We start from the raw sequence: 21,691 nt of genomic DNA on the forward strand, positions 1-21,691 counted from the left end.
CGCTTAAATCGATGGCATGGACAGATTGCAAATCAGCCGTCGCACTTCACGGGAAGCACGGGTCAAGGGGCGCCGGGGCGATTCGACCAGCACGACAAAGCGCTCCAACACGGGCTCTATAATGCGCGATGAAATAAGTCGTTGATCCAGTGAGCCCGGCAACACCGAGGCAATCGCATAGCCTCCGCCTGCCGCGACGACTTCGTACTGGAGCTGGACCGAGTCGGCTTCCACGGCCACGCACAGTTCCACGCCTTGCTCCGCAGCCAAATGATCGAGCCTGGCCCTCAGCAGATGCGGCCGCCCAGGCACGACCAATGGCAACCCAGATAGATTTTCCAGCGCAATATCTCGATTTCCGAGCAGAGGATCGGCGACGGGTCCTACCAGGTGCAGCGGTAGCCTGGCCAACAGATGAGCTTGGCCGACGCTCGCCTCGCTCTCGCGCAGCACCAGCGCCATATCCAGACGACCATCGTGCAACTGCTCTTCGAGTTGAGCACTGGCGCCCTCGATCAGGTGCAATCTCACCCCGGGCATCTGCGCGCGCACCGCAGAAAAGAGCGTCCCCGCAAACCGGCGCACCGCGGAAGGCAACATGCCCACAACTACCTCCCCCACCGGCTTTCCACGCAGGTTGCGAATGTCATCGACAAGGCTTTCAGCGTTCGCCAGAAGATCCGATATACAGGGCAGCAACTGCTCGCCAAATTCGGTCAGAACCACCCCACGTCCGTTGCGATGGAACAGGCGTTCGCCACATTGCGATTCGAGCAGGGCAATATTGCGACTCACCATGGACTGCGGCATGTCCAGTAGTACGGCCGCTTTGCTGAGACTGCCAGCCGCCACGACCCGGACGAACAAAGTCCAGCGGGGATCGATGATGGTGAGCGCCGTGGCAGTAGGCTGCGTGGCCATGTCCGGCACCGGGTAGCTCTGGTTCTCCGTCATGTCATCAACTCTTGGCGGGCCTGGTGCAAGTATTCGCGACTGTCCTGGAGATGCAGGCGCATCGCGGCACGCGCACACTCAGTGTCCTGATGGAAGATCGCCTGGTAAATCTGCTCGTGCTCGCTTTGCATGCGCTGTTCGTAATGCAAAGGCTCATCGTGAAACAGACGCGCAGAATCCAGTCGGCTGCGGGGGATGATGACCTCGCCCAGGTTGAGCAGTGTGCTGGCGATGTAGGGGTTGCCGGTCGCCTGGGCAATGCCCAAATGGAATTGAAAATCCAACGCCGCCCGATCATTGACGCTGACATCCGGCTGCCCGAGCTGATCGAGAAGTGCCCGCAACCCCGTCAACTGATCCGTGTTGCGTCGCTGGGCCGCGAGCCCGGCGGCTTCGACCTCAAGACCGATCCGAAACTCCATGATCGCCAGCGAATCGGTGATGAGACCGATCGTCTCCGGGTCGATGAAGGCCCCCAACGACAGGGCGCTACCGCATACAAAGGTCCCTATGCCGTGGCGTGTCTCGACCATTCCCCCGGCCTGTAGACGCGACATGGCCTCGCGCACCACGGTCCTGCTGACGCCATGCTCCAGCATCAGGGCCGACTCGGTGGGCAACTGTTCACCGCCACGCAGCCGTCCCTCGATAATGTGCTCCGACAGCAGCGCCTCAAGCCCCTGGGACAGGCTAGCGCGCTTTTTCCCACCGGCAGCCGGCACGCTCATTCCTCGAAAATCGCTACGGCGCGGACGAAACCGGCCGAAGCGTGCCTGATCTTGTAGGGGAAGCAGGACACCTGGAAACCATGGGCCGGCAGGCATTCCAGGTTGGCCAGCTTCTCCATCTGGCCGTAACCGATGTCGCGTCCGGCCTTGTGCCCTTCCCAGATGATCGAGGCGTCGCCTGTGGCGGCGAAGCGTTCGCGTGTGTACTTGAACGGCGCGTCCCAGCTCCAGGCATCGGTGCCCACCACGCGCACGCCGCGTTCCAACAAGTACAACGTGGCCTCACGGCCGATGCCAACCCCGGCGTCCAGGTACCCAGGCTGGCCAAACAGCGCGCCGGCACGGGTATTGACCAGGACAATGTCCAGCGGCCGTAGAATATGGCCAATACGCTCCAGCTCTGCTTGCACTTGGGCAGCGCTGACCACATGGCCATCCGGCAAATGACGAAAGTCCAGTTTGACGCCGGGTTGCAGGCACCAGTCCAGCGGCAACTCGTCGATGCCAAACGCCGGCTTGCCACCGTCCGTGGTCGAGGCGTAGTGCCAAGGGGCGTCCATGTGCGTACCGCTGTGCGTGGTGATCTGCAGGCGCTCGGCCGCCCAGGATTCGTCGCCAGGCAGTTGCGCCTTGGACAGGCCGGGAAACATCGCGGCCATCTCCGGCCAGCCTTGCTGATGGTCCATGTAGTCGATTTTCGGCAGCAACGGCGGTGGATCGGTGTAGGGGTTGTTGTCCAGGGTGACGGACAGGTCCACGAGGCGGCGTTTAGCTGTTTGCATGATCAGTCACTCCAAGCGCCACCCGTCCACGCATACGACGCGCCGGGGCAGCAGCGTTCAAACTGTTTCGTATCAAGGCGCCGGCAGAGCCGTCATGGCGAAAGCCAAGGGCGCGGGCCAGAGGGGTTTTCATTGCAGGGAAGTTGCCGAACAACGCTTGCAGCCCGGCATCCGGCGCGAAGCTGATCAGCGCGCGGCGTTCCTGGCCGTAGGCTGCGGCCAGGGCATCGATGACCTGGGCAATGGACAGGTGCAACAGCGGCAGTTGCCAGACACGTGACGCGCCGAGCTCGGCCGCCGGCAATTCGGCGGCCCGCAGCAGGTTATCCACGCAACACCGCACGGACATCCACCACGCCTGCGCCTGCGGCGACACCGGGCAGCAATACGGTTCACCTTGAGCGAAGGCGTAAAGTAGATCGCTCATGAACGCCGAGCGCAGCCCATTGGGTTCACGTGGACGGGCGACGATGCCGGGCAGGCGCACGGCACGACCGTCCACCTCGCCCCGTCGGGCAAGGTCATTGATCGCCATTTCCACCATTGCCTTGTGCGCACCGTAACTCAACTGCGGGTGCGGCACGGCACGCTCATCCATGCGAGCCGGCAGGTCGCCGCCGTACACCGCCACGCTGCTGGCATACACCAGCACCGGCGTACCAGGCTGCTCGCGCAACTGGTCAAGCAACTCCAGGCTTGCCAGCAGGTTGACCTGATAGCCCAGTGAATAGCGCTGCTCGGCCGCGCCACCCGGGATGCTGACCAAGTGAAAGACCACATCGATGCCATCGGCCAAGGCCCGGCGCAATAACGCGGCGTCGGTGACACTGCCGCAATGCCGGCGCAGGCGCTTATCCTCAGCAAACCCCACCAATTCCTTGTCCAGTAATATCAACGCGCTGATCGACCGGCCTCGCAACTCATTGGTTTGGAGCAATCGTTTCACCAACGCCCGGCCGACAAAACCATTGGCCCCGGTAATCATTACGCGCATGGGAGGCCTCCGCGCACGATGCACTGGTCTATCGCCCCGAACACCGACTGCCCTTGCAGATCGAAGACCTCCATGCGCACGCGGTCGCCAAAGCGCATGAAGGACGTCTGTGGCGCGCCGTGCTCAATCATCTCAACGGCACGACGCTCGGCGATGCAGGCCGCGCCCACCGTGGGATCGGCATTGGAAACGGTGCCGGAACCGATCACGCAGCCGGCCCTGAGTCGCCGGGTCAGCGCCGCATGGGTGATCAATTGATGAAAGCCGAAATGCATGGCGCCACCGTGGGCATTACCGAACCACTGGCCATTCCATTCGACCCTCAGCGGCAAGTGCACACGCCCGTCGCGCCAGGCCTCGCCCAACTCGTCGGGGGTGATCGCCACCGGGGCAAAACTTGACGAGGATTTGGCCTGGATAAAACCGAAGCCGGTCTTCATTTCCCGAGGGGCGAGCGCACGCAAGCTGACATCGTTGATTTGCACGATGAGCCGAATATGGTCAACGGCGTCCAGCGCCGAGCAGCCCATGGGGACCTCATCGACCAACACCGCGAATTCACCTTCAAAATCGATACCGTGGCTTTCACTGGGCAGCACGATGTCGTCGTGAGCGCCCAGAAAGTCATCGCCACAGCCCTGGTACATCAGCGGCGTGTGTTCAACACCTTCGATCGGATCCAGCGCGAACGCCTTCTGCATGCGCTCGCCATGACTGAGGAAAGACGAAGCGTCCAGCCACTGCCAGGCACGTGGCAAGGGCGCGGCGGCTCGCTGCGGATCAAAGGCGAAGGCCCCGGTCAGCGTGCCTTCGTTCAAGGCGTCATACCGCATGCGCAAAGCCGTTTCGACGCTCGGCCAATGCTCGATAGCCTCCCGCAGCGTCGCGGCGATATCGCTGGCCTCCACCGCCCAGGCCAGGTCGCGCGACACGACCAAGAGGCGACCGTCGCGGCTGTGATCTTTCAGGGTGCTGAGCTTCATGCCGGTTCTCCTTGCAGCTCGGGGGCGAAGCGGCCATCGAGCAGCACGAACAACATGCGCGCCATCTGCTCGGTGCGATTGCTCCAAGCGTGGTTGGTGCCGCGCTGCACGACGATGTCACCGCGCTTGAGATGCACTTCCTCGCCATCGAGCACCAGCCACACCTCCCCCTCCGTGACCACGCCGTAATCGAGCGTTTCGGTGCGGTGCATCAGCTTGTGTTTGGAATCCGCCTGCCCCGTGCCGGCATGGGCCTGGCCAATTTCGACAAAGGCCGCCGCGGCATCCTCGGCGCTGATTTGGTTCTGCATGCTGTCGGGCGGGATATCCACCACGCGAATGACGCTGCCCAGGGGTGCCGGACTCAATTGAAGCGGCTTGCGGGTGGGGTCGTCGCCGTTATCCAGCACGGCCGGGCTGGCGCCACTGCTCCAGATCTCATGGAAGACCGTGCCAGGCACGGCCTTGAGCGGGAAGCTATTGGGCGTCGGTCCGCTGAGCGCGACCACCGCCTGGCCCTGGGCATCGTGCCCGGTGACCACGCGTTTGAAACCAGGAAGTTGTTGCATGTCCGACTCCTCAATCAGTTGGCGAAACACCGCAGCGGGTAAAGATGGATGCATGGAAAAACCTTAAAGATCGAGCACCAGCCGCGCGCTCCTGGCGCGCGAGCAACACGGCGTGAACTGGTCGTTGCGGGCTCGCTCGGCATCGGTCAAGAACATGTCACGATGCTCTGGCTCGCCTTCCAGCACGCGCGTGATGCAGGTGCCACAGATGCCCTGCTCGCAAGACAACGGGATCTCGATGCCGGCCTCCGACAGCACCTGGGCAACGCTGAGCGCGGCCGGCACTTGGAAACACTGTCCGGTGCTCGCCAGTTGCACTTCGAACCCGCCCGCCTCACCCGCCGGGGCAGCGGCGGCGGCAAAGTACTCACGGTGCAGTCGCGCCTCGGCCCAGCCCTGCTCGCGAGCCGTGCCGAGCACGTGTTCCATGAAACCGTTGGGGCCACAGACGTACAGGTGACGGTCGGCGGCTGGCCCGGATAAAACCCGAACGGCGTCGAGACGCTGGGCATCCTCGCCATCGTCCACATGAACCTGCACACACTTGGCAAACGTCGAATGGCGCAGGTACTCGATAAAGGCCATGCGCCCGACCGAGCGACCGCAATAGTGCAGCTCGAAAGGCGCGCCGATCCGCGCCAGGCGCTCGGCCATGCAGAGAATCGGCGTGATGCCGATACCGCCGGCGAACAGCACGCTGTGCCCCGCCCCATGCTCAAGCGGGAACAGATTGCGTGGCTCGCTGATGCGCAGCCGGCTGCCTTCGTGCACTTGCTGGTGCATGGCCTGCGAACCGCCGCGAGACGCTGGGTCGAGCAACACTCCCAGCAGGTAGCGGTGGCGTTCTTCCGGGTGATTGCACAGCGAGTACTGGCGCACCAGGCCATTGGGCAGGTGCACGTCGATATGCGAGCCAGCGCTGAAGGCAGGCAGCATGGAATTTTCGACCGGGGCCAGTTCGAAGCTGTAGATGCCCTCGGCTTCGAGGCGCTTGCGAGTGACGATGACTTCAATCATCACTGGGCACCCGCAGGCTGTTCGGCAGCAATCATGCGGTCGAGGACACGCCGCGCCCGGACCGCTCCTGCATCACCAATCAGCAGGACCGGCTTCAAGTCCCAGAACGATGCAGCGCCCATCATGCGCTGCTGCGCCTCGAGCATTGGCAAGTCTTCATCGGCAAAGGGCCGGCTGATCGCGGCCGCCTGCTCATCAGCGAATCTCTCGGCAAATTCGCCCATTGCCTTGGGGAAACAGACTGAGAACCAGTAGTGAGTCGTGGTCTCGGTCTCTGGAGTGAACAGATGCGGAATCGGTGTGGAAACGCCCTTATCCCTGGGGAGCCCGGTCGCCACGGCGCCGGAAAACAGCAACATGTTCGCCGGAGCATCCCAACGCACATCGATCCAACGGTCCACCGGTGTGCCCTGAGGAATGTTCCAGGCGGTGTAGAGAAACTCCGGCATGATTTCCGCAACCGTCTGGCGGTTGGACCAAACGGTGTTGCCCTCCTCTTGCACGCTGGTCAACGCGCTCTTGACGCCATCGCCACCCAGCGTAGACGGGTGCAAGAATTCGATATGACTCAGGTCCATGATGTTGTCGGTTTCCAGCACGTAGTTGGCTCTGGCGTGCAGGTAGCGTTTGCCGACATACCAACGGTCTTCATCCATGCAACTGAAATCCGGAATCAGCGTCGCATCGGCCAGTTGTGCATCGCCCATCCAGATCCACAGCAGGCTGTAGCGTTCAACCAGCGGGTAGGCCTTGACCTTTGCCGCCTTGGGAATGGCACCATCACCATGAGGGTTATGCACACAGGTGCCGCTGCCATCGAATTCCAGGCCGTGGTACGGACAACGCACCGCATCGCCTTTGAGGATGCCCATGCCCAGGGGCGCGAAACGGTGGGGACAGCGATCGGCAATGGCTTGGGCATTACCTTGGGTGTCGCGAAAAAACACCACGGGTTCATTGAGCAAGGTTCGTTGGAACAACTCGCCAGCCTTGATCTCGTTTCCCCAGGCGGCCGCGTACCAGACGTTGCGTAGAAAGCTCATCGCAGTTCCTCTTTTTCATAGTTTGATGACCGACTGGCTTGCGTCTCCGCTCGCTCGGCTTCCATCAATCGACGCAGAACACGTCGACAGCGCACGGCCCCTGCATCGACTGGCAGCAACACAGGGTTGAGGCCAAGCAGTTCAACCTCACCAATCTGGCGCTGTTGAGCCTCGACCATGGGTTTGTCTTCACCGGCGAAAATACCGATCAACATCTCCTGGACGAAGGCATTCAACTGCGCATTGTCCTGCTCGAAACTGCGCGTGTTGGCAAAGAAGTAATGGGTGTTCATCGCGTCCTGCGGTGTCATCAGATGCAGGTTCCAAGTGACAGCCCCCTCCTCCCTGGGACGCCCTGGCACAGTGGCGCCACTGCCCAGCAGCATCAGCCCGGGCGCGTGCCAGATGACCTCGGCCCAGACGTCTGCTCGGGTCGGGTCTTCAAGCTGAGCGGCGAAAGCCGGTGGAGGGACATCATCCGGTGCCCACCAACTGATGCGCACACGATCGTTGGGCAATTCCTCAACGGTGGCACGCGTGTGCGACAACGCCCCGCCACCGAGCGTATCCGGGTGCAGGAAATCAACATGGCTCAGGTCCATGATGTTGTCGGACAGCAACTCGTAGTGCGCACGGGTCGGCAAATACCCATGCCCTTTGGCATGGGTGGGCGCCTGCTCGAAAAAGGAAAAATCAGGAATCAAGGCATCGCTGGCCAGGTGACGATCGCCCGGCCAGACCCAGATCGCCCCGTGGCGCTCAACGGCCGCGAAACCGCGAACACAGGCGGCCTTGGGGATGTTTCCTTCGCCATGGGGATTGTGCGTGCATTGGCCACTGCCATCGAAACGCAGGCCGTGGTACGGGCACTGGACGCTGTCGCCGACAACCTTGCCCATGTGCAGCGGGGCAAAACGGTGCGGGCAACGATCGGCGAGCGCCTGGATCACACCGTGGCTATCGCGAAAGAACACGATGGGTTGCTCGACGATGGTTCTGCCCAGCATGCCACCTTGCGCCAGCTCGTCTGCCCATCCAGCGATGTACCAGGTGTTGAGCAAATAACTCATGATGTTCTCCTCGTTGTTCTTATTTTTATGAAACGTCGAATGGGCAGGTCAGTGCTCAGGGTCTGCGACAACCGCAGTAGTAAAAGCAGCCCCGCTGCCTCGCAACCGAAGACAGGCCAGGGCTACCACCAGCTGAACGCCCGCGACGATGCCCAGTGCGGCTGGCAAGGCGCCGATTACCCCGCCGGTGATCGCCAGCACCACCAGCGGGCTGGCGAACTCACCGGCGAAGAACATCGCCGTGAAGCCGCCGGCCGCGCGGCCGCGCTGCTGGAAGTCGACCTGGCTCATGATCCAGGTGAGCAGGGTTGGCATCATCAGGCCGATGCCCAGGCCGTTGATCAGGACGGCGATCACCACCAGCCCATGACTGTCGGCTACCGCCAGCAGCCCGCCACCCATCCCGGCCGCGACGAAGGCCAGGAGCATCTGCCGGTGCGCCGGCACACCACTGAACAGACGGAAACTCAGGGCGCCAACCAGCACGCCGAATTGACTGGCGCCCATGGTCAAGCCGATCTGCTGAGCGCCTTCAACGTGCAATAGGTTGAGTAGATAACCGACTTGTACCGGCACGATGAACAGGCTCAAGCCCGCCAGGAAAGACAAGCCATACAACGGTGCCAAGGTGCGCCAGGGGAATGCCCTGCTCATCGCCTTCTTCTCGATGGCCGCATGCCCGCGCGGCTCCCAGAGCAACCAGGCCATCAGCGGCAGCAACACCAGCCCCAGCCCATACAGGGCAAACGGGGTACGCCAGCCGTGCTCGCCGAGCACACCACCGACGGCAATGAAGATCGCCGCCGACAACGACGTCGCGACCATTTGCAGGGCGAACATGCGTTCACGTCGTGCGCCGCTGTAGTAGTCACCCATCATCGTTGTGCAGCAGGTCATGATCGCCGCTTCGGCCACGCCGATGCCGGCGCGGCTGATGACGATGACCTGCAGCGACTCCAGCCACAACGGCAGCACGCCACAGACGGTGTAGAGCACCATCGCACCGATCAGCAACGTCTTGCGCCCCAGCCGGTCGGCGATGATCCCTGCCACGGATGCCAACAGCGCAATCATCAACGCCGGCAGCGTCAGGGCGATGGGCACCAGCACGGCCACACCCGGTGTGTCGGCGAAGTGTTCCTGCATACGCGGCAGGACGGGGGCCAGCAGCACCGCACCGAGCACTGGCAGGCAACTGCCGAGCAACAGCAACAAGGATTGCGGTAGCCGCGCCTGGCGTTCAACGTTCATCGCGCACCTCCGCAGGTTGCGCCGCGCAAAATGCCATACCGAAGGCGCTCAGGCCGGCGATGACGTCAAGCCATAGAGACTGCTGGAACAGAGATGCACGAGACATGGGAAAGTCCTTTCTTGTTGTTATGACGTGACAGGGTCAGCAGCCGCTGTCGTCGTTTGATCGTGTCCCGACGTCAGGCGCAGTGAGTGGTGCTTCACACAGGCCCCCTCCTCGGCTACGGCCGGCATTAGCGGCAAGCTCAATGGGTGGCTGGGTCTGGCCTCGGCCGACCCCGCGCTCACCCGCTTGCTCGGCAACAGGAAGTGAGCCAGGGCTGGCAATAGAACCAGCGCACCGACCATGTTCCAGACGAACATGAAGGCCAGCAGCACGCCCATATCAGCCTGGAACTTGATTGGCGAAAACATCCAGGTGGCCACGCCGATCGCCAAGGTCACGCCAGTCAGCATCACCACCTTGCCGGTGGACAGCAGTGCCCGGTAATACGACTCAGACAAGCTTGTGCCCTGGCGCATATGACCGAGCAGGATGCTCATCACGTACAGCGCGTAGTCGACGCCGATGCCCACGCCGAGGGCAATCACCGGCAGGGTCGCGACCTTGACGCCGATGTTCAGCCAGACCATCAGCGCCTCACAGAGGATCGATGTGAGCATCAGCGGAATCACCGCGCAAATCGTGGCGCGCCAGGAACGGAAGGTGATCAGGCACAGCAGGATCACCGCGCCGTAGACCCAGAACAGCATTTCGCGGTTGGCCTGCCTGACGACGATGTTGGTCGCGGCCTCGATCCCGGCATTGCCAGCGGCCAGGAGGAACTGGACGTCATCGGTATTGTTCGCCGCGGCGAATTGCTCGACGTGATCCACCAGGCGGCTCAAGGTTTGCGCCTTGTGGTCGGAGAGGTAGACGTACAGTGTCAGCAGGCTGCAGTCTTCGTTGTACAAACCGCGCGGTGCCCCGGCGGTGACCATGTTGAGCATCGCCTGGTTGTTCTGCAGCTCATACCATTTCGGGCTGCCTTCGCTCAGGCCCACCAGCATGCGGCGGTTGAGCAACGCCAGGGAATTGGTCGAATCGACACCCGGCAAGGTGCGCAACTGCCAGTCGAGGGCATCGACCTTGTTCAGGATGTCATAGCGCGAACAGGCGCTGGCGGGTGTCTTGATCATGACCGCGAACAGATCGCTGCTGGCGCCGTAATGCCGGGTCAGGAATGCATCATCCTGGTTGTAGCGCGAGTCGGCCCGCAGCTCAGGCGCGCCCGCATCCAGGTCACCGACTTTCAATTGCAGGCTGACGATGAAGCCGAGCGTCGCCAGCGCCAGGCTCAGGGCGATGCACAGCGCCGCCCACCGGCGCTGGGTGAACAGGTCGAGGAAGCGCCAGAATCCGTGGCGATTGTGGCCGGCCAGTTCGGCGTGCTCGCTTTTCAGGCTCAGTTGCGCCGCACGGCGGCTGACCCCCACATAAGAAAGCAATATCGGCAGCAGGATCAAATTGGTGAAAATCAGCACCGCCACGCCGATACTGGCAATCATCGCCAGGTCCTGGATCACCTGGATCTTGATGATCATCAGCACCGCGAAACCGACCGCATCACACAGCAGCGCGGTGAGGCCGGCGAGAAACAGGCGGCGGAAGGTGAAGCGTGCGGCGACCACCCGGTGCATGCCGCGCCCGATATCCTGCATGATGCCGTTCATCTTCTGTGCGCCGTGGCTCATGCCAATGGCAAACACCAGGAACGGCACCAGCACCGAATAGGGGTCCAGTTGATAATTGAGCAGCGGCAGCAAGCCGAGCTGCCAAACCACCGCCACCAATGAGCAGAACACCACCAACAGAGTGCTGCGAATGCAGCGGGTGTACCAATAAAGCACCACCGTGGTGATCAGGATCGCCACGGCGAAGAACATCAGGATTTGCCGTAGGCCGGCAATCAGGTCACCGACTTTCTTGGCGAAACCGGTGATGCGGATGTCGATGCTGTCGCTCTGGTATTGGCTGCGCAACGACTCCAGCTGTTGTGACAGCCGGGTGTAGTCCAATGGCTGACCATCGGGCGTCCGCTGCAGCAGCGGTACCTGGATGATGCTCGAAGCCTGGTCGAGCGCCACCAACTGGCCGATTTCGTTGGACAGTTGCACGTTGCGCCGCAAGGCCGCAAGGCTCGTGGCGCCGCCATCGTAGTTATCCGGAATGACCGGACCACCTTCCAGGCCTGCTTCGGTCACTGCCACCCAGCGCGTGGCCGGCGTCCAGAGCGATTTCATGTACGCACGGTCGACACCGGGCAGCAGGTAGATCTTGTCGCTCAACGCCTGCAGGGTCTTGAGGTAGGCGCTGTCATAGATGTCGCCCCCCTTGTTGACCACTGCAATGCGCACCGCATTCCCCAGCCCGCTCAACTCCTGCTGGTGCTCAAGGTAGTTGGCGATATAGGGCTGATGGGTGGGAATCATTTTTTCGAAGCTGGCATTGAGCTCGACACGACTGGACTGCCACCCCAGCACCAGCGTGGTCGCCAGGCACAGCAGCAACACCCACAGACGATGGTTGAACAATGCTCGTTCGAGCAGCGAGCCGGAGCGTGGATCAAAGTCATCGAACGTACTTGCACGAGACGGGGAAAATTTATCAGGGGACGTCATAACCTCACTCCGGAGCGGCAGTGGCTGGCTGCGTAAGACGCTGCAGCCCGGTGAAACCGGCAACGATCAAGCTGCCATCGGCGGCCTCGATCACACTTGAAACAGGTTTGCCCAAGGGCGTTCCCAACGGCAGCAGCGCCGCCCCGGTCTGCTCGCTGTTGCGAAACAGCATGCCGCCCTGGTTGACCAGCAGTAGTTGGCCGTCGGCCAGGCGTGTGGCGTCGTTGAAGGAGATCGGTACGGGCACCGAAAGACGCTGGAAACTTGCGCCGGCGTCGTGGGAGACAAAGGCATTGCCCTTCAGACCGGCGACCATCAGCGCGCCATCCGCGCGGTTCTGCAGGGTGAAGAAACTACCTTCGTAGGGGCTGTCCAGTTGACTGAACGACAGCGCATCGTCGTCCGAGCGTGCCAGGTAGCCCTGCTCGCCAGCCAGGAACCAACGTGTGCCGTGGCGACTGATGGCGTACAGGTGCAAGCCGTTGGGGTTGGCAATTTGCCCCATCAGCGATTGCCAGGTGGCGCCACCATCGGTGGTCAGCAGCGCCAAACCGTAGGCACCGACGATCAGCCCGCGATGTGCGTCGACGAACTCCAGTGCCAGAAAGGGTTTGTCTGGACCATCGGCGACAAGACGCTCGGCATTTTGTACCCGTATCAGGGCGGCATCCGGGTCGACAGCGGTGGCTTGTTCCGCCTTGGCGGCGTCCAGTTCCAGCTGTGCCACGCGTACGCCGTCGAGCTGCAGCGTCCAGTGCTCGCCGCCGTCCAGCGTCGCCAGCACCACGCCCGCATGACCGACTGCCCAGCCCTTTTGCGCATCCACGAACCGCACCGCCGTCAGGCTGACCGAAACCGGTACCGAAGCCTGGTGCCAGCTTTGCCCATTGTCGTCGGAGAACAGCACCAGGCCGCGCTCACCCACGGCCACCAGGCGTGTGCCGGCACGCGCCAGGTCGATCAATACGCCGCTCTGCGCAGCCGGTACCCGCATGGCCGGGGTATTGAGCGGCACGCCCACCGCTGCCGACCCGGCCAGACACTCGCTCGTGGCGAGGGGCAAATACAAGGCCAACAGCAACGCGCTCGCCTGACTGATTCTGTTCATAACCTACCTCGGACAAACACTCGTATCCCAAGGGCAGACCGGCAGGCCTGCCCTTCACTCTCGGCTCAGGTCTAACGCACGCCCCGCCCCGCCATCGCCGCGGGCGAGAACTCCGAGGACTTGTAGCGATCGACCGCGCGATACTGATCCGGCAACCCGGCATAGAGATTCTGGATAAACCACGCACCGGAGGTCAGGTCATAAAAACCTGAAGAGAGTTGCACCAGCCCAGGCAGGTCGGGCAATACGGAAGGCAGCGACCAGAGGGTCTTGGCCAGTTGGCCGCTGGCATCCCAACGGTCGCCGAGCAGGGCTTGCCAAGTGTCTTCATCGAGGTAGTAACGCCCCTTGGGCAACTGGTGGCGCTTGCCGGCGGCCACCGTCGATTCGAGCACCCAGACGCGGTGCAATTCCCAGCGCACGTAGTCCGGGTTCAGATGGTGCTTGCCCAGCAGGTCCTGCGGCTGGGCAGCGTTTTGCACCTTGTTGGTGTTGTAGGGGACATACATCTCCTGCTTGCCCACCAGTTTCCAGTCGAACCGGTCCGTGCGACCACCCCACACACTCAACTCATCGAAGGACATGACCCCGGCAGTGGACGGCGTCGGCGTATCGCAGCAAGCGTTGGGCAGCGTGCGTACCCGGCGTTGACCGCTCAGGTAGACATGGGCCTGGGATTTGTCACCGTTGATGTTTTCACGCCCCAGGATCTGCTCACCGGCACGAATCGCCGGGCCGAGATTGACAAAGTGCACCTGCCAGTAGTCGCCCGAATAGTTCTCAGGGCCGCCCTCCTGAAAGTAGTAGGGCATTTCCTGGGTCAACAGGCCGTCGCTGGTCATCACCTGGTTGCCGTCAGCGGTCATCAGATAGTGGCGAAAGTGCCCCGCCACCGAAGTGCCGCGCCAGTTCAGCACATGGTTCCAGATGGCTTCGGTACCATTCTGTGGAATCGGGAACGGGATCCCGCCATAGGCACCGTCGGGGATCAGTCCGGCGCTGCTGTCGACCAGTTTGGCGCGGGTCGCATTCTTGAACGTGTTGTCATAGACCCACTGCGGCGCGGCCGCCGTGCGCCGGGTCGGATAGACATCGATGCGATAGGTGTCCGGGAAACGCTTGAACAGCTCCTTGGTGCCGTCGCTGAGTTTGTCGGCGTACTTGGCCAGGTTCTGGGCGGTGATGCTGTACAAGGGTTTGTCCGCAGCAAATGGATCGCTGCGTTTGCCGCCCGAGACGTAGCCTGGATCAACCTTGGTGTAGCCACCGTCCCAGGCCGGAATACTGCCGTCGGCATTGCCGGCTTTCTCGGCACCGAAGGGCGTCAGGGTCTTGCCCAGCGCGGCCGCTTGTTCGGCGCTGGCGGCCAAGGCCATCGGCGCGGCAGCGGCCAGCAGGGTTAAGCACAAGGCCTTTAGAGTGAACTGAATGGTCATGCGCAAATCCTCTTAGAACGTGGTCTTGACGGAGAAAGCCAGGTAATCCCGATCCTTCAGCGACTGCTTGTAATTGAACTGGTTGGCGGCGTTGAGGCTGGTGTCCTCGGGACCGTAAAAGTGGGTGTAGGTCAGCCCCACCGTCACTTGGTCCAAATAGGTGGCGGAGACGCCGATGTTCATGTCCCCGCCTCTGTCGGGGCCGAACCCGCTGATCACAGCCGACTTGCCCATGGGGAAATAGCTGATGCCCAGCGGCACGCTGATATCCACGCCCGGAAAGAACTGGCGATAGGTGGGCGTGTAAACCAACTTCAAGCCCAGGCCATCATCAGTGGCGTTAGGGTCTAGGGCGGCGCGGTTCCTGGTTACGGCGAGCAGGCGGTTCCAGGCGATTTCCCCTACCAGGCTGGCTTCATTGGCGACGAAGGAAGGGCCCAGCGATGCCAGGACGTTGAGGTTGACGTGGGCCGTACGGCCGACGGCATAGAGGGCGTCGTCGTTGTTGTCCGCCTCGGCGCCCGGCAGGACGGTCTGGGCGTTGGACACCAGCGGCATGTTCCAGCGCATCGATGCCTCGCCGGCAAAGCTGTACTCGTTCACGGAGGTCGCGAAACTGGCGCCCAGGACCCGGATATCTTCCGGGTAGACCCAGGAATATTCGCCGACTTGCCCGGTACTGAAGTTCGGCCCGGTGGCATTCGGCTTCAAGTACAGCGTTGGGGTTTTCTCGTGATATTGGAGTGCGTACAGGCCGTAATCCGTCGTCCCGGTGTTGTACTTGAGCTGCAGGCCGCCCTGGCCGGAACTCCTGGCTTTCTTGTCCTTGCCATGGAAAAACGCAGCCGGGCTGTTGGCATTACCGCCGAGGAAATCCGGGAACGGCCCGCCGGTGATCAGCCGTTCATTGCCGTCGCCGATGGTATCGCTGGTGGAGAAATAGCTACCGGCGCCCGGCAAGCGGGTGGCTTCCCACTCCAACTGGTAGAAGGCGCCCAATGACACATCGTCGGTTAGTTGGTAGGCGGTCGAGAGCTGGTTGACCGGTCGGGTGATTTCCTTGAATTGGGTGTTGGGCACCGATTGCGCCTTGACCACGTCCACCGGCGCCATGGCTCCGGCAATGCCGTTGCCGCCGAAGAACAGGCTCTCGCCCCAGATCAGCCCGTGGCGCCCGGCGCGAACCGACAAGGTACGGTCGGCCAGCTCACCGTTCCAGTAGACGAACGCATCCAACAGTTCACCGTCACCGCCGTGCAGTTGACGGGTATCACTGGTGAACTCGTTGAAACCCACCGAACGCTGGTTGGCACTGGCCGCGTCGTTGTTGTCGTTGCGGTCCTGGTAGACAGTGTCGTACCAGGCCGCACCGCTCAGACGGGCACCAAAGTTGTGAAAACCGATGTCCAGTTCGGAAAGAATATCCAGGCGATTGGAGATCAGGCCCTTGCCGAAGTTGTGATCACCGTCATTCTGGTTCAGCGCCGTCTGCCCCTCGCTAAGCTTGCTGCTGGGCTCCTTCAGGCGCCAGGCCGCGCTGTACTTCAGCGTGTTGTCCCAGCGCAAGCTGAGATCGGGACTACCGGTGTCGATCTGAAAGGCCTGGGCAGCCGAAGCGCCAAGCCCCAGGCTGGCCGCAAGGGTCAGGGTGAAGGGGACGCGCCGCGACGCAGCGAACTTGCGAGTAGCCATCGAAGTAACCCTCTTTATTGTTGTTGTATGTCAGCTCTTCTGGTGGAACGGCGCCCGCCGTCGAACCGGGCCAAGCCTGCACAGGCATGAAGCATCCATGGGAGAGCAAATTCAGTTTTGCCGGCGCCTCAGATAGGCGCTGCCGTGACGTCGAGCATCCGCCTGACCAGGCCGATCCGGTCGAAGCTGCTGTCGTGGGCCATTTCCTTGTCACCGGCCAGCACCGAGCTGTCGCTGATGAATTTGCAGCGCTCATAACGGCGCGCCATAAAGCGTTCGAGCTGCTGTTCGACGTTGCCGCCGGCGACCAACTCTTCGCCAAGCACCACGGCATCCTCGATGGCCATGCCGGCACCCTGGCCCAGGTGCGGCGTCGTGGCGTGCACCGCATCGCCAATCAGCACGACACGGCCGCGGTACCAGGGCTCGCTGACGAACAGCACCTCCAGCGGCTTGTAGACCACCTGGTCGCTGTCGGTTATTTGCTCGCGCAGTTCGCCGATCAGCCCGGTGAAACCACTCAGGCGCTGGCGCATCTGGGTCGCCAGCGTGGCAGCCTCCATCCTGGGATTGGCGGGCTCATGGGAAGTCACGAACAGGTACATCTGGTCGCGGCCCAGCGGCACCAGCCCGGCGTTACCGGCAGGTCCCTGGAAGGTGGCCAGATGATCAATTCCAGCGGCACGAGGAAAGTTGTAGCGCCACACCGATTGACCGGTGAAGCGCGGCAGGTACTGCTCGCCAAACAGCAGACCGCGCAGGTGGGAGTACAGGCCATCGGCGCCGACGACCAGGTCGTAGCGACCGCGACTGGCATCGGTGAACAGCACATCGACGCCCTCGCCCATCTGCTCCAGCGACTCGACACTCAGGCCCAGACGAACCGAGACGCCAAGGGCAGCAACGGTTTCGCTGAGGACTTGATGCAGGGCCAGGCGCGAGATGCCGACGTTGGCTGGATACTCGGGCCCCGCCAGGCGCTTGCCGGGAATTCGCGCCAGTTGTTCACCGGCGGTGGTGTTGATGGTCACATCCTCGAACGCGTAGGCGGCATCCAAGTAGCCGTCCAACACACCCAGCTTGGCCATCTCACGGACGACGTTACTCTGCTGGATGATGCCAACGCCATAGACTGTCCACTGCGTCTTGAGCTCGACAAGATCGACTTCGATGTCCTGGCGACGCAAAGCGATTGCCGCACATAGACCACCGATACCACCACCGACGATAAGCACCTTTTTCACTGCGTTCATGCTCGTCTCACTCTTATTCTTGTTATTCACGCTAGCGTTCTGCCGGAGCGATCCCAGGCTTGACCACCGGCTGTGTTTGCACGCATTCGCTACCGCGTTGTGTTCACTTTCTCGGCAAAGCAGGCGTTTGACTAATCGCATGTAGGGATACGATGTATCAGCTACCGCGATACGTTAATCAGGATGCATACGCCTCCAACTGATCCGCTTCGAGCACCAGCCAATCGGCCTCTGCATGCCATTGCAGTGCGCTCAGGCTGTCCCCCAGGCACGGCCCGTAGACGCACAGACCACTGTCCGGAAGGAACCGGGCACCATGGGCGTAACAGACGATCTGGCGGCCATCGACGCTGAGAAAACGATCCTTGCGGTACTCCAGGCGCACCTCCAGGTGCGGACAGCTGTTGCGATAGACCCGCACTTCGCCGTCATGGCGCAGGGCGAACACACTGTCCTTCCCCGTGCCCAGGGGATCGAACCCGCGGGCCTGCCCTTCCACCAGTTCATCCAGGCAACAGAGCACCAGGGCCTCGTGACTCATGGACAACCTCCACACTCAGGCCTGCTTGGGCGGAGGGCCGCTCGGGAACCATTTTTCCCGGGAGGTGAACAGGAACAATTGCGAATTATCCGCCGACAGTGGCGCCTGGCGCGCTTGCCAGGCGTCATCGTGCTTGTCCATATCGGCGTCGTATTCGATGTGACAGCCCAACGGACTGTTGAAGTACCAGAACCAGTTGGAACCGAAGAGATGGCGGCCCGGCCCCCAGAAGCTGGTCCAGCCTTGCTGCTCGAAGCGACGTCCGGCCAGCAGGACTTCCGTGCCGCTGCCCATGTGAAAGGTGAAATGCTCGCAACCCTTCATGTGTGGCGGTGTCTGGATCATGAACAGGCAGTGATGGTCATCGGAACCGGCCGGCCGCATGAACGGACCCGCGCCGACAAAGGTGTCGGTGGTCACGAAGCCCAGGCGCTGGTAAAAAACCTCGGCCTTGGCTGCATCCGGCACGAAATACACCACGTGGGACAGGGTACGCGGCAAAGCCTGCATATCGGGGCTGATGCCCGGCTGGTTGACCGGCCGCTGGGGGACATGGCCCGGTGCGTTAGTCAGGTCGGCGGGCGCGCTGTACGCACGCCGCACGCTGATCTGGAAACCAATGGCAAAGCCCATATCGTCCACGCTGTGCACGGAACCATCGGCACCGCGGGTCACAGGGCGGTCGCGCCCCAACTCATCGGCGATGGCCTCGAGGTCAGCCACGCCGGCCACGCCATAAACGGTTTCCCGAATCGAGGGAGCAGGCCCGATGGCCACCGGCAAACGAGCATCGTCTGCATGACGGATAATCACCGCCGTGCCGTCGAGGGCTTCAAAACGACCGCCCTCGCCGTCGACATCGACAGGGCGCAGGCCGTAGTCACGCAGGCAATGGGTACAGGCTTGAATATCGTCGACGCCAAAAATCAAGGCATCAAGGCCAATGATGTTCATTGAGTTACCACTCCATTGTAATTATTCAGCGCAGGCCAGCACCCCGCTTACGGGAACCGTGCCAGGCGGAGCGCTGCCGAGGCGGGTCTTGAAGTCGATGAAGCGTCACGCCAACCGACTGTGGGCCGATACTGAAGGGGCAAAAACCCACTGACTAATCGCTTGTCGGGATGCGACCTATCGGCAAATGCGATACCTGGCTGCGCGGCGCAAGTGACATGGAAAATCGAACCAGGCGTCGTTCGATTCATCCATTCACGGGACTTGACGCCGCGATAGGAAGGCCGGAAGGTATTTACAAAATAAATACAAGAATCGAGACCGCCATGCGCTTCAACCACCTGGATCTCAATCTCCTGGTGGCGCTGGATGTGTTACTGGAAGAGCAGAACATCACCCGCGCCGCCGAACGCTTACACATGACACAATCCGCCACCAGCGGCGTACTGGGCAGGCTGCGCCTCTACTTCGAGGATGAACTGCTGGCCCAGGTTGGGCGCAAGATGCAGCCCACGCCTTATGCTCGAGAACTGGCGGCGCCAGTGCGCCAGGTGCTGCTGACGATCCAGTCCTCTATCACCGCCAAACCGGTGTTCGACCCCGCCACCAGCAAGCGCCATTTTCGCCTGATCACTTCGGACTATCTGATCAGCGTTCTGTTTGCCCGGGTGATCCAGAAGATCTCCCTGGAAGCCCCGCACATCACCTTCGAATTGCTGGGTCCCGGTGACACGTCCACTGAGATGCTGATGCGCGGCGAGGCCGATATGATGATCGTGCCTGAGCGCTACCTCATCGAAGGCCACCCCTCGCAGCTGCTGTTCGAAGAAGAGCACGTTTGCGTGGTGTGGGACGGCAACACCCAGGTGGGCGACAGCATCACCCTCGATCAGTACATCGAGATGGGCCATGTCTCGGTGATTTTTGGCCGCAACCGGCAATTGAGCGTCGAAGAGTGGTTGATGAGCCAGTATGGATTCACCCGTCGCATGGAAGTGGTGACCCATGACTTCAACACCCTGCCGCAGTTGATTGTCGGCACCCAACGTGTCGCCACCATGCTCCAGCGCATGGCCAGGCTCTACGCCAACTACCTGCCGCTGCGCATCTTGCAGCCTCCGGTGAAAATCCCGGTGATGCGTGAGTTCATGCTCTGGCACCGAACCATGGAAGGAGATCCGATGCACCGTTGGTTGCGGGCGAAAATCAGTCAGATCATCAACAAGCTGGAGCAGTAGTCGCTCCCGCTGCTCGGCGGCGAGCCAGGATTCATGCGTGCGCCGAGACTCAAGCCAATGGCGCATATGCGCCCTATCGCCGTTCGCAATACCTCCCATCCTGACTCGCGATTGGCCAAACAATGGGCCTCCCCTTAGCCTGCTTCGAACCGTCAGGTCTGGCGTACCCCGCTCCGGATTTGGCCGCCTGCCTTTGCTTGCACAAGGACAATAACAATCATGTTTCGCTACTTCCCGACCAACTACGTGTGGAATCTTTCCGTCGACCTGGCCATTGAAATGGGCGCCCGCATCGGCGAAATCGAGGAAATGTGCGCGCCGCTGCAAGAAGCCGCCAAACAGCCGGATGCCGCCGGCAGCAAAGCCTTCCGTGAAACCTGGGCGAACATGGCCGACAAGCTGTGCGGCCTGGCGGAAGAAGACGAAGGCAAGGGTCGACTGTTGTCTGCCGGTGAAAAATACAACCGCGCCGCGACCTATTACCTGAGCTGCGAACGCCTGCAGGCCCACGGTGCACCGGGCCGCATGGAGCTGTACCAGCGCTTTCTGCACACCTTCCAACGGAGTATCGAACTGGCACGGGAAAATTGCGAGCGCGTTGAAATCCCTTACGAAGGCAAACACCTTTCCGGTCTGCTGGTCCGTGCCGAAGGCGTCAGCGGCCCAGCGCCGATCCTGGTGCAGGTCAATGGACTGGATTCCACCAAAGAAATGAAATACCGCGTCGGCCTGCCCGCCTGGCTGGCCAAACGTGGCGTGTCATCGTTGATCATCGACCAACCCGGGACGGGCGAAGCGCTCCGGCTACATAATCTGACTGCGCGTTTCGACAGTGAGCATTGGGCCAGCCGCGTGGTGGATTGGCTGGAAACCCGCGACGATGTCGACGCCAAACGCATCGGCCTGGAAGGTGTGTCGCTTGGAGGCTACTACTGCCCGCGCGCGGTAGCCTTCGAGCCGCGCTTCGCGTGCGGCGTCGTATGGGGGGCCAACCATGATTGGCGTGATGTGCAGAAACGTCGAATGGAAAAGGAAGGCAGCTTCCCGGTGCCGCATTATTGGTCGCATGTGTCTTGGGTCTGGGGTGCCAAGGACACGGACGAGTTCATGACCATCGCCGAGAACGTTCATCTGGACGGCATCCTGGACCGCATCAAGGTGCCCTTCCTGGTCACCCACGGAGAAAAGGATTCGCAGATTCCATTGAAGTGGGCCCACCGCACTTACGAACAGTTGGTCAACAGCCCCAAACGCGAACTGAAAATCTTCACCGAACGTGAGGGCGGCGTGCAGCATTCGAGCTTCGACAACAGTATCAATGCCGGCCAGTACATCGCCGACTGGGTGGCTGAGGTACTCGGCGGTCGTACTGCATGACTATTCGTTTCAAACTTGAGCCAACGCTCGTTGCGGAAAT

At 61.8% G+C, this 21,691-nt stretch carries 19 protein-coding genes; 2 read left to right on the forward strand and 17 right to left on the reverse strand.

Translation table 11 applies throughout. The features are described from left to right. Window positions 1-3: 3 nt before the first annotated feature. From Q8X51_RS20005 to Q8X51_RS20085, 17 genes are all read right to left on the reverse strand, one after another. Window positions 4-954 (reverse strand): LysR family transcriptional regulator, encoded by a 951-nt coding sequence (locus tag Q8X51_RS20005; RefSeq protein ID WP_235865574.1) that lies wholly within the window; start codon window positions 952-954, stop codon window positions 4-6. Beyond that, window positions 951-1,682, reverse strand: a complete 732-nt coding sequence (locus tag Q8X51_RS20010) for a FadR/GntR family transcriptional regulator (RefSeq protein WP_027603329.1) — start codon at window positions 1,680-1,682, stop codon at window positions 951-953. Before Q8X51_RS20010 ends, Q8X51_RS20005 begins: the two co-directional genes overlap by 4 nt. Next, window positions 1,679-2,464, reverse strand: coding sequence for a cyclase family protein (locus tag Q8X51_RS20015; protein WP_065939502.1), 786 nt, complete (start codon window positions 2,462-2,464; stop codon window positions 1,679-1,681). The genes Q8X51_RS20010 and Q8X51_RS20015 overlap by 4 nt, the downstream gene beginning before the upstream one ends. Beyond that, complete coding sequence (locus Q8X51_RS20020; protein ID WP_407694629.1) at window positions 2,451-3,458, reverse strand: NAD-dependent epimerase/dehydratase family protein; 1,008 nt, start codon at window positions 3,456-3,458, stop codon at window positions 2,451-2,453. Before Q8X51_RS20020 ends, Q8X51_RS20015 begins: the two co-directional genes overlap by 14 nt. Then, window positions 3,449-4,441: a fumarylacetoacetate hydrolase family protein gene (locus tag Q8X51_RS20025; protein ID WP_407694630.1), complete on the reverse strand. Its 993-nt coding sequence runs from the start codon at window positions 4,439-4,441 to the stop codon at window positions 3,449-3,451. Before Q8X51_RS20025 ends, Q8X51_RS20020 begins: the two co-directional genes overlap by 10 nt. After that, window positions 4,438-5,010, reverse strand: coding sequence for a cupin domain-containing protein (locus tag Q8X51_RS20030; protein WP_065939499.1), 573 nt, complete (start codon window positions 5,008-5,010; stop codon window positions 4,438-4,440). The genes Q8X51_RS20025 and Q8X51_RS20030 overlap by 4 nt, the downstream gene beginning before the upstream one ends. A gap of 63 nt (window positions 5,011-5,073) precedes the next feature. Next, entirely contained in the window at window positions 5,074-6,027 is a 954-nt protein-coding gene (locus Q8X51_RS20035; RefSeq protein WP_407694631.1) for a PDR/VanB family oxidoreductase, read from the reverse strand. After that, window positions 6,027-7,070: an aromatic ring-hydroxylating dioxygenase subunit alpha gene (locus Q8X51_RS20040; protein WP_065926053.1), complete on the reverse strand. Its 1,044-nt coding sequence runs from the start codon at window positions 7,068-7,070 to the stop codon at window positions 6,027-6,029. The genes Q8X51_RS20035 and Q8X51_RS20040 overlap by 1 nt, the downstream gene beginning before the upstream one ends. Beyond that, entirely contained in the window at window positions 7,067-8,140 is a 1,074-nt protein-coding gene (locus tag Q8X51_RS20045; RefSeq protein WP_407694632.1) for a Rieske 2Fe-2S domain-containing protein, read from the reverse strand. The genes Q8X51_RS20040 and Q8X51_RS20045 overlap by 4 nt, the downstream gene beginning before the upstream one ends. A 48-nt stretch (window positions 8,141-8,188) precedes the next feature. After that, window positions 8,189-9,391, reverse strand: coding sequence for an MFS transporter (locus tag Q8X51_RS20050; RefSeq protein ID WP_330215204.1), 1,203 nt, complete (start codon window positions 9,389-9,391; stop codon window positions 8,189-8,191). 126 nt (window positions 9,392-9,517) lie between these two features. Then, window positions 9,518-12,052, reverse strand: a complete 2,535-nt coding sequence (locus Q8X51_RS20055) for an efflux RND transporter permease subunit (protein WP_407694633.1) — start codon at window positions 12,050-12,052, stop codon at window positions 9,518-9,520. Window positions 12,053-12,056: 4 nt separating this feature from the next. After that, the gene (locus Q8X51_RS20060) at window positions 12,057-13,160 is read right to left on the reverse strand and encodes a YCF48-related protein (RefSeq protein ID WP_407694634.1); all 1,104 of its coding nucleotides are present in this window, start codon (window positions 13,158-13,160) and stop codon (window positions 12,057-12,059) included. A 71-nt stretch (window positions 13,161-13,231) separates the two neighbouring features. After that, complete coding sequence (locus tag Q8X51_RS20065) at window positions 13,232-14,596, reverse strand: DUF1329 domain-containing protein (protein ID WP_065926048.1); 1,365 nt, start codon at window positions 14,594-14,596, stop codon at window positions 13,232-13,234. Window positions 14,597-14,608: 12 nt separating this feature from the next. Then, window positions 14,609-16,288, reverse strand: coding sequence for a DUF1302 domain-containing protein (locus Q8X51_RS20070; protein WP_065926047.1), 1,680 nt, complete (start codon window positions 16,286-16,288; stop codon window positions 14,609-14,611). A 128-nt stretch (window positions 16,289-16,416) separates the two neighbouring features. Beyond that, complete coding sequence (locus tag Q8X51_RS20075) at window positions 16,417-17,541, reverse strand: FAD-dependent oxidoreductase (protein WP_065939492.1); 1,125 nt, start codon at window positions 17,539-17,541, stop codon at window positions 16,417-16,419. Window positions 17,542-17,719: 178 nt separating this feature from the next. After that, window positions 17,720-18,082, reverse strand: coding sequence for a Rieske (2Fe-2S) protein (locus tag Q8X51_RS20080; protein ID WP_065926045.1), 363 nt, complete (start codon window positions 18,080-18,082; stop codon window positions 17,720-17,722). Between the two features lie 15 nt (window positions 18,083-18,097). Further along, window positions 18,098-19,036: a VOC family protein gene (locus Q8X51_RS20085; protein WP_407694635.1), complete on the reverse strand. Its 939-nt coding sequence runs from the start codon at window positions 19,034-19,036 to the stop codon at window positions 18,098-18,100. Between the two features lie 326 nt (window positions 19,037-19,362). On the opposite strand from Q8X51_RS20085, the gene Q8X51_RS20090 reads away from it, so the two are divergent. Together Q8X51_RS20090 and Q8X51_RS20095 are read left to right on the forward strand one after the other, a co-directional pair. Continuing rightward, window positions 19,363-20,274, forward strand: coding sequence for a LysR family transcriptional regulator (locus Q8X51_RS20090; protein WP_065926044.1), 912 nt, complete (start codon window positions 19,363-19,365; stop codon window positions 20,272-20,274). A gap of 219 nt (window positions 20,275-20,493) precedes the next feature. Continuing rightward, entirely contained in the window at window positions 20,494-21,651 is a 1,158-nt protein-coding gene (locus tag Q8X51_RS20095; RefSeq protein ID WP_065939490.1) for an alpha/beta hydrolase family protein, read from the forward strand. The last annotated feature ends 40 nt before the right edge of the window (window positions 21,652-21,691 follow it).

It is taken from the genome of Pseudomonas sp. Yb2C2 (assembly GCF_052112325.1).
GTDB classification, from domain to species: domain Bacteria; phylum Pseudomonadota; class Gammaproteobacteria; order Pseudomonadales; family Pseudomonadaceae; genus Aquipseudomonas; species Aquipseudomonas marginalis.

Bases quoted from the DNA above. Each gene is read 5' to 3' on its own strand.
- Q8X51_RS20075 (WP_065939492.1), bottom strand. From the start codon at position 17,541: ATGAACGCAGTGAAAAAGGTGCTTATCGTCGGTGGTGGTATCGGTGGT.
- Q8X51_RS20060 (WP_407694634.1), bottom strand. From the start codon at position 13,160: ATGAACAGAATCAGTCAGGCGAGCGCGTTGCTGTTGGCCTTGTATTTG.
- Q8X51_RS20080 (WP_065926045.1), bottom strand. From the start codon at position 18,082: ATGAGTCACGAGGCCCTGGTGCTCTGTTGCCTGGATGAACTGGTGGAA.
- Q8X51_RS20030 (WP_065939499.1), bottom strand. From the start codon at position 5,010: ATGCAACAACTTCCTGGTTTCAAACGCGTGGTCACCGGGCACGATGCC.
- Q8X51_RS20070 (WP_065926047.1), bottom strand. From the start codon at position 16,288: ATGGCTACTCGCAAGTTCGCTGCGTCGCGGCGCGTCCCCTTCACCCTG.
- Q8X51_RS20020 (WP_407694629.1), bottom strand. From the start codon at position 3,458: ATGCGCGTAATGATTACCGGGGCCAATGGTTTTGTCGGCCGGGCGTTG.
- Q8X51_RS20010 (WP_027603329.1), bottom strand. From the start codon at position 1,682: ATGAGCGTGCCGGCTGCCGGTGGGAAAAAGCGCGCTAGCCTGTCCCAG.
- Q8X51_RS20025 (WP_407694630.1), bottom strand. From the start codon at position 4,441: ATGAAGCTCAGCACCCTGAAAGATCACAGCCGCGACGGTCGCCTCTTG.
- Q8X51_RS20090 (WP_065926044.1), top strand. From the start codon at position 19,363: ATGCGCTTCAACCACCTGGATCTCAATCTCCTGGTGGCGCTGGATGTG.
- Q8X51_RS20085 (WP_407694635.1), bottom strand. From the start codon at position 19,036: ATGAACATCATTGGCCTTGATGCCTTGATTTTTGGCGTCGACGATATT.
- Q8X51_RS20005 (WP_235865574.1), bottom strand. From the start codon at position 954: ATGACGGAGAACCAGAGCTACCCGGTGCCGGACATGGCCACGCAGCCT.
- Q8X51_RS20055 (WP_407694633.1), bottom strand. From the start codon at position 12,052: ATGACGTCCCCTGATAAATTTTCCCCGTCTCGTGCAAGTACGTTCGAT.
- Q8X51_RS20095 (WP_065939490.1), top strand. From the start codon at position 20,494: ATGTTTCGCTACTTCCCGACCAACTACGTGTGGAATCTTTCCGTCGAC.
- Q8X51_RS20040 (WP_065926053.1), bottom strand. From the start codon at position 7,070: ATGAGCTTTCTACGCAACGTCTGGTACGCGGCCGCCTGGGGAAACGAG.
- Q8X51_RS20015 (WP_065939502.1), bottom strand. From the start codon at position 2,464: ATGCAAACAGCTAAACGCCGCCTCGTGGACCTGTCCGTCACCCTGGAC.
- Q8X51_RS20065 (WP_065926048.1), bottom strand. From the start codon at position 14,596: ATGACCATTCAGTTCACTCTAAAGGCCTTGTGCTTAACCCTGCTGGCC.
- Q8X51_RS20035 (WP_407694631.1), bottom strand. From the start codon at position 6,027: ATGATTGAAGTCATCGTCACTCGCAAGCGCCTCGAAGCCGAGGGCATC.
- Q8X51_RS20050 (WP_330215204.1), bottom strand. From the start codon at position 9,391: ATGAACGTTGAACGCCAGGCGCGGCTACCGCAATCCTTGTTGCTGTTG.
- Q8X51_RS20045 (WP_407694632.1), bottom strand. From the start codon at position 8,140: ATGAGTTATTTGCTCAACACCTGGTACATCGCTGGATGGGCAGACGAG.